Origin of the sequence: Ruegeria discodermiae (assembly GCF_030758345.1) — a bacterium.
GTDB lineage: Bacteria > Pseudomonadota > Alphaproteobacteria > Rhodobacterales > Rhodobacteraceae > Ruegeria_C.
In genome coordinates, this window is sequence record NZ_JAVAMO010000044.1 from 1 (window position 1) to 7,147 (window position 7,147).

Sequence of the window (7,147 nt, forward strand, 5' to 3'; positions counted from 1 at the left end):
TATCGCCGAACCCCTCTTGACGCGTCCCTGGCACAACGTCTTCCTGCCAGATGTAAGGAATGATCGTACGGGTGATCAGATTGACGTTGTCATTCAGCTGAAATGGCACCACCGGCTGAAAGTTCAGCGTGGTGCGTGATCCCTGATCGGCGACGCCCAGATTATCATCATAATTCAATTGAAACGGAACCGAGATGATTGCAGCAAGCGGGTTGGCTAGTTCCTGGGCCAGATCGGCGGCTTCGTCTGCGGGGGATGATGTCGCTGCACAGATCGCGCACAACAAACTGGCACATGCAAGGGATCGTCGCATCTGAGTATGTTCCTTTTAGAGTGCCTCTGGCTAGTTGGCCGAACTAACCTGTTCGATACGCGGGAACGTCCAACTGCCGTCCAAGATCGATTGGTCTGGTTCGTAAAGGCGGATCGCGTAGTTCCAGCCTGGAGTAATCGGCAGACAGTTCACGCGGCCATCGTCGCACCCACCGAAATGCACCGTGACTGAGCCGTCTTCTGCTGCTTCGGCTGTGTAGCCGTTATAGCTGTTTACTCCCAGATCATTGGCTTCCAGAAAGCCGTCAGCGTTATAGACAGTCACCGACCAGAACGCTCGAACCGGCACATCCTTGACCGTTACCGCATGTGGTACTTCGCCGTCATTCTGATCGACCGCGTCCAACAGATAGATCGCTGCCTCGGGGGGAAGTCCGCCCCAGCCCGAGAGCGCACCGACCAGAAACTGAACCGGATCAATATCGTCCTTGGTTCTGCCAAAGGCTCGTGCTGTATCGACGCCCAGCAAAGACAGGTCGTTTACCGCCTTACGCGCAGTGGCAAGCTGTTCGGTATTCCAGTTGGGCGCGTCAAACGGACCCGTTCCACCGCCGCTGACGACAATTGCATCCTGTGCCGCCTGTGCTGCAGCAATGTCAGCCGGGTCGTTCACATCAACAAAGGTGCGAAACGCGATGAAACCAAAGCGCGTACCAAGGTCTTCCTGTGTGATTTGGTAAGTGCCGGGCTCTGCCTCGGCGTACATGAAATGGTCCTGATTGATCACATGCATCGAAATGTAACGCCCCTCTGCCTCGGGCAGTGTCACTTCGACGGGTTCACTCAAATCCAGCAGTACGGCTGAATACAGCGTGTCCTGGTTCATGCGGATAACCGGCTGGTTGTCCGGTGTGGTGGCTTCGCGCATATGCCCCAATTCGCCAACAGCGAGGCCGAGATTGGCCATGTTGCTGCGAAACATGTGATCTGTCTCGGCGCGCACAAGGGTGTCGACGGTCACATCGACCATGTCTTCGGCCCAAACGCCTGTCGGGAGTGTAAGCGCGACTGTCAGAAGAAGCTTTTTCATCGTAAGCATCCTGTTGTTCAGTTTGCGGGTTCTACGGAGGGGAAGACCCAGCTTCCGTCGATGATCTCTGGCCCGGGCTGATAAAGGCGCACGGCATAGTTCCAGCCATCCATGATAGGGAGACAGTTAACGCGACCATCATCGCAGCCGCCGAAATGCACGGTCACACTACCATCGTCATTCTTGGTGCCTGAGACCGAATTGACCACATACGAGTCGAGGGAATTGTGTTCAAAAAAACCGTCTGCATTATAGAGGCTCACGGACCAGAATGCATTCACAGGCACATCCGCTGGTACATGAACCTTATATTCTCCAAGCGGCAGGCCGGGCTCGATATTCAGATAAAAGGCCTCGTCTTCTGGTAGACCACCAAAGCCGACGGCGGTGCCAAGGAAATGGCGCAGTGGGTCTACATGATCTGCCGTACCAAAAGTCCGGACGCTGTCTGTGGCGAACCTGCCCAGCTCAATTGCGGCTTGGCGCAGCGCCTCAAAGCTCTCCGTGTCGTAATTGGGCATCTCGAAGGGCGTCGCAGAGACGGCATCAATGGTGAACCCGTCCTGAATTGCATTGACCGCCGCAACATCCTCGGGGCTCTCGGCATCCACCAGTATTCTCATGAAAACAAGTGCGTAGGGGGTATGGAACGTGTCCATGTCAAGCTGGAACACACCGCCACCGTCGAACACTTCATTGATGAAATGATCCTGATTGACCACCATCGTCGTCATGTACCGGTCGCCCACATCGGGCAGTGTCAAGGTTGCGCCTTTGCTGATATCAATAACCGCAACGCTGTAGAGCGTGTCGCGGTTCATCCGAATGGTGGGCTGATTGTCGATGGGGGTGGGTTCTTTGAAGTGGAAGAACTGATTTACGCCTCCAGCCAGACTATTGTACGTCTTCAGTTCGTTGTCTGTCGCAGCCCGAACAAAGTTGCTTATGGTAACGGGCACCTCATATGTCTCTCCAAGCGTATCGACTGTAAGGTCAAAGCTCTGAGCAGTGGCCGTGGTTCCAAGCAGAACAGCCAATGCAGCAAGTTTCCAGCGTTTGTGCGTGAGATTCATGTTTTGCTCGCTCCACTAGCCAATTACAGAAATGCATTGCTTGATGGTCTCGGCACCTGATCAAAAGCGCACTCTCGCGCCTCTCATTTTGTGGCTTCTCAAAATGCTACAATTGGAGCCGTGGCTATCTCTCTCCAACAAACCACAAAGTTCGAATGTATGCCCTGACAGTTAGAAGCCGCCGTCTCAGAAAATAGGCTCAAAATGACAGGTCGTTTGAAACTTTGACCCTTCGGTTAATGATTCCAGATCCACCATGGCGGTGCGAGGGCAAGTGTTTTTGTATATTCTTAACCGGCGTTTAGTCTTCGGCGAGATGAGCGCTGTCGTTGTGTGTCTGACACTGCCTGCATAACCATGCCTGACATTATTGCTCTCAGAACTGTACCTGACGTTGACGCAGGTCAGGGACACCCGGCGTAGCCGCATTATACTGCAGCTGCTCGGCCGTGCAGTCGCAGCAGTTTAGGATGTGAAATGACGGAGCAAGACGCGCAAGCTCAAGGCAAAACGCCATCGCTGGTACGTGGGCGGGTTATCCTGCCGCTTTTGTTGGCGTATCGGGAATCCGGTCAATCCGCAGAAGATCTTCTTGCGGGTTTCGATCTTTCGTTTACAGAACTGAGCGCGCCGAATTGCTTAATTTCGCACGATACAGTCTACGCCGTATTCGAAGCCGTTGCTCAAAAGACATCGCCAGACTTTCCGGCACTAGTTGGTCAGACTTCTGACCCGACCACCTTGTCCCCATTCGGTCAGGCCTTTCGCAACGCAAAGTCCCTGGCCGATTTCATCGCCCGGTTCTGTGTGCATGCTGGGAACAACACAAATGCGGTCACAATGACACTGGATGTCTCTGGAGAGTTCGCCGCGCTGTCTGCCAAACGCAGGTTTACGCCACGCAGCTCTCCGGCCTATATGGATGCGTTTCAGATCAGTCGGTGGGCCGCGTTGCTGCATGAAACCGCTGGTCAGCATTGGGAGGCAAAAAAGGTTCTTGTACGGGTGAACCGTCCTGACCTGCTCCCGTCCTACTTCTACGGTATCCGGGCGGTTGGTGCGGGACCAGATGGGTATTCCATCCGCTTCCCAAGCGCATGGCTTCTATTTGAATTGGTAGATCGAGCAGCGCCCGAAGGCGTATCGACAGCTCAGGACGACAATAATCCAGTACCGACAGACCTGTTGAGTTCGATCCAGAGCGTCGCCAACTCAATGGCAGGGCGGACTAATTTGTCAGCCATCACGCTCGCCAATGCATGCGGTGCGCGAGGTGCGGTTCTCAATCGACGGCTTGCAGCCTATGGCACATCACTCTCCCGCATCGTTCTCGAAGCCAAATGCGACCGAGCGAAGCATCTGCTTTCCAAGACTGCGACATCCGTGGGCGATCTTGCTGATCAGCTAGGGTATTCTGATGCGACAGCGATGACACGCGCGTTCAAGAAATGGACCGGTCAAACACCGTCGGAATTTCGTGCCCGTAAACTGAACGGCGACGAGGCATCTGTTCCGATACTCGATCCGGTCGAGTGCAATTGTGAGAGATAACCGGAATTTGGCGCGGCTCAGCTATCGCAGCGCTTCAAGCTTGAGAACGCCAAAGAGGAGCACGGTATGGAACGCAGGCAGGTTCGGAGTTTCGTTGGCAAAGTATTAGCTATCACAACTGCCCTTTGCTGTGGGTCGGCAGTGGTGGCACAAGACACGGGTTGGCGTTTTTACGGTAGCTTTTACATTTACGGCGCAGATACCGACACAACCATTGGCTCGTTGGAGTCCGAGCTCAGTTTCAGTGATGCGTTTGATAACCTGGACCTCGCCTTCATGGGCACAGTTGAAGCGCGGAATGGCAGATGGTCGTTGATAGCCGATTACATGCGCACAGATCTGTCTTTTGAAGGAGATACCCCTGGTCCAGTGTTCAGCGGCGCAGAAACAAGCCTGAAGACACAGTTCTTCAGCGGATACGCAGCTTACACGGCCTATCAGGACCAAACCCTGGCCTTGGATGTGGGGGCCGGATTTCGTTGGTTCGAGACAAGCAGCACAATCGCTCTGGTCGGCGGTCCCACCCCAGCGCCGAGCTCAAGAACCAGCGAAGATTGGGTAGACCCCCTGATTGCGGCCCGTATCCGGTATCAGATCAATGACCGCTGGTCGGCAGTTGTATTGGCCGATTATGGCGGGTTCAGGTCGGACCGCGAAACTGGGCAGTTTTTGGCGACGGTGGGGTATGCCATCACACCGAAGTGGAACTTGCGCGCTGGCTACCGCTACATCACGGTCGACAAAGGTGAAGGTGACAGCAGGTTCAAGCTCTCACAATCCGGACCCGTGGTGGGTGTGACCTACAGCTTCTGAGTAAGGGCATGATGCGAGAGACGGCAATGCCGAACACAAACAGGTCTGAAGTACCGAAGTTGCGCCAAGGCTCGAGCGTTAATGCCGACATGTTTGGAACCGACACCTGCAGCCGGACGCGAACTGTCGGACAAGGGCAATTGAGGAAAGGACCGATGAGGCGACTGATTGCCAGGACTCTGCCTGCAGCAACCGCGTGTTCGTTCTGTGTTCTCGCCGCGTGTGGAGAAAAGGTCTATGACGAAATTGCACTGATGCCCTCACCAACGGTTTTTGCTGAGGCAGCTTTTGACCCTTACGAGGACATCACGGCAGAAAATTTCGTGCAGCGTTCGCAGCTGTTCTACGCTACAGATCGGCTGCCAGCAGTTCCCGGCGACCCACAAGCCTATTACAACAGTGAGCGCGGTCATGTACTACGCGCCGGAGTTGTCGATGTGCAAAGCGACCCTCCACTGGCGTCATTGGAAATGCTTCGCCACGTTACTATGACGCGCGACCGCTCTAGGAATTACACGCTCAGTGTATCTGACGTACAAGAGACTGGCGTTATGCCCTTCAGCGTCACGCGCTACATGGACGATCCACCGTCGCAACAGGAGATGAAGGCAGCCGGTCTTCGGTTTGCCCAACGGGTTGACGATCATCTTGCAGCCTCTCGCAACAAAGACGTTTTCATTTATATTCATGGCTACAATGTCGATTTTGATTACTCGACCCTTGTTTCCAAAGAGTTGCAGCACTTTCTGGGCTATCAGGGCGCCTTCATCAGCTATAACTGGCCCGCTACACCCAGTCGTCTGGCGTATTTTCGGGATCAGGAATCTGCTTTGGCGACGCGCCGCAATTTGCGGTCTCTTGTCGAATACCTGTCGGCAAACACTAACGCCCGGCGAATTCACCTTATAGGATACAGCGCAGGATCAAGGCTTGCTTTTGAAGCGGTCTATCAGATCGCCCTGCGACCGGGTCCGAAGCCACGGCTGGGACGGCTGATCCTGATCAGCAGCGATCTTGATCGCAGCTATTTTTTGCAATCAATTGAAGACGGTCTTCTGGATGCCGTTACAGATGTGACACTTTATCAATCGCAGACCGATTCAGCGCTGGCGATGTCACGGTTGGTCTTCGGTCGCGACCGTCTGGGTCAGGTTTCCGATGAAGCAATAAATGGATCTCTGTTCCAGCGCCGACTGTCTGAGATGAAAACCCTACATATCATAGACGTGACCGAGGCCGAAGCGGCTGATACAGGAAACGGGCATTGGTATTTCCGATCTTCGCCATGGGCCAGCAGTGACCTGTTCATCGCTCTGCTTACAGACCGAGATCCTCAAGCGCGTGGGCTTGTGCGTGCTCCGAGCGAAGCAGTCTGGAGTTTCCCGCCGAACTATCCGCAAGCACTACAACGATATAGAAATGGCAGTTAACACTGGAACTCCAACAGGTGAGAAATATCAGAACCAGTTACTGATTTTATTCTATGTGCCTGACAACGCACCGAGAATTCTCAGCGCAAAGCTGACTTTCGAGCAACGCGCAGCATCGGTCGAAGTGGGCTCTCTCCTGCCGTATGCCGCTTCGCGACATCATTGGGGATTGGCCCACGTCCCACCGACAGGGACGGCCCAAAGCTGCCGTCCAGCTTTGTTCTCGGTTTCTGCGGACGCAACCCGCTTTGCTGCCGTTCGTTGCGTCGGTAGAATTTCTAAAAGAATGATTTCACGCAGCAGGGCTTAACGAACGTTGGAGTGACAATCCGGGTTACTTCAAAAACGGCTGCCTTCACTCTCCTCTGACCTGCCGTTCGTAGTCAGCAGCATCATACCAGCCAAGCGATCGGGTTACCCTTAGATCGTCGTCGAGGTCCCATTCTTCCCAGCCCGAGAAATTTACATGATTCCCGGTCTCCTTGTGGTGACCTTCGAAGGTCCAAACATAGACCATGTGGTGATCCGCGACCAAAACCGTGTCGAGTCTTAGGACAAGGTCCGGAAAATCGGCCATGAAGCCTGCCGCCATTTCTGCGATTTCAGCTTGGCTTGTCATAGGGTCGCCACCATTCATTCCCATGGTAGTAACGTTCGCGTAGCGATTGGCGACATCCTGAGGGTTGCGACCAGTCCAAGCGTCGCAATGCGATTGCGCCATCTGTCGGGCGGTCTGCAGATCAGGTATCACAATATCCCTCGGCAAAATTAAAACTTAGCGTTGCTAGACTAGCGGAGCGGAATGTCTTCAATCAAGTCAGCTAAGCGGACTTAGCCGCCATTTGAGAGCGCTGGTAGTGCACTGTTAACGCTAGAATATCGGAGATTGCGGAAAGTCAATCGATGATCATAAGTCA

Annotated in this window: 6 protein-coding genes and 1 pseudogene; 3 read left to right on the plus strand and 4 right to left on the minus strand. The window is 54.1% G+C overall.

The annotated features are described in order from the left end of the window. The 3 genes and pseudogenes from Q5Y75_RS28135 to Q5Y75_RS28145 form a co-directional block, all read right to left on the minus strand. Positions 1-313, minus strand: a pseudogene (locus Q5Y75_RS28135) (transporter); the annotation flags it as partial. A gap of 30 nt (positions 314-343) precedes the next feature. Beyond that, complete coding sequence (locus Q5Y75_RS28140) at positions 344-1,363, minus strand: DUF1254 domain-containing protein (RefSeq protein WP_306203608.1); 1,020 nt, start codon at positions 1,361-1,363, stop codon at positions 344-346. 17 nt (positions 1,364-1,380) lie between these two features. Beyond that, positions 1,381-2,436 carry a DUF1214 domain-containing protein gene (locus Q5Y75_RS28145; protein WP_306203609.1) on the minus strand — a complete coding sequence of 352 codons (1,056 nt, stop codon included), beginning with the start codon at positions 2,434-2,436 and terminating at the stop codon, positions 1,381-1,383. Positions 2,437-2,913: 477 nt separating this feature from the next. On the opposite strand from Q5Y75_RS28145, the gene Q5Y75_RS28150 reads away from it, so the two are divergent. From Q5Y75_RS28150 to Q5Y75_RS28160, 3 genes are all read left to right on the plus strand, one after another. After that, positions 2,914-3,987, plus strand: a complete 1,074-nt coding sequence (locus Q5Y75_RS28150; protein WP_306203610.1) for a helix-turn-helix domain-containing protein — start codon at positions 2,914-2,916, stop codon at positions 3,985-3,987. Positions 3,988-4,053: 66 nt separating this feature from the next. Next, positions 4,054-4,800: a porin family protein gene (locus tag Q5Y75_RS28155; RefSeq protein ID WP_306203611.1), complete on the plus strand. Its 747-nt coding sequence runs from the start codon at positions 4,054-4,056 to the stop codon at positions 4,798-4,800. A gap of 155 nt (positions 4,801-4,955) precedes the next feature. Beyond that, the gene (locus tag Q5Y75_RS28160) at positions 4,956-6,230 is read left to right on the plus strand and encodes an alpha/beta hydrolase (RefSeq protein ID WP_306203612.1); all 1,275 of its coding nucleotides are present in this window, start codon (positions 4,956-4,958) and stop codon (positions 6,228-6,230) included. 355 nt (positions 6,231-6,585) lie between these two features. Here Q5Y75_RS28160 and Q5Y75_RS28165 read toward each other — a convergent pair whose 3' ends face one another. Further along, the gene (locus Q5Y75_RS28165) at positions 6,586-6,981 is read right to left on the minus strand and encodes a DUF1348 family protein (protein WP_306203613.1); all 396 of its coding nucleotides are present in this window, start codon (positions 6,979-6,981) and stop codon (positions 6,586-6,588) included. Between the last annotated feature and the right edge of the window lie 166 nt (positions 6,982-7,147).

Bases quoted from the DNA above. Each gene is read 5' to 3' on its own strand.
- Q5Y75_RS28155 (WP_306203611.1), top strand. From the start codon at position 4,054: ATGGAACGCAGGCAGGTTCGGAGTTTCGTTGGCAAAGTATTAGCTATC.
- Q5Y75_RS28145 (WP_306203609.1), bottom strand. From the start codon at position 2,436: ATGAATCTCACGCACAAACGCTGGAAACTTGCTGCATTGGCTGTTCTG.
- Q5Y75_RS28140 (WP_306203608.1), bottom strand. From the start codon at position 1,363: ATGAAAAAGCTTCTTCTGACAGTCGCGCTTACACTCCCGACAGGCGTT.
- Q5Y75_RS28160 (WP_306203612.1), top strand. From the start codon at position 4,956: ATGAGGCGACTGATTGCCAGGACTCTGCCTGCAGCAACCGCGTGTTCG.
- Q5Y75_RS28150 (WP_306203610.1), top strand. From the start codon at position 2,914: ATGACGGAGCAAGACGCGCAAGCTCAAGGCAAAACGCCATCGCTGGTA.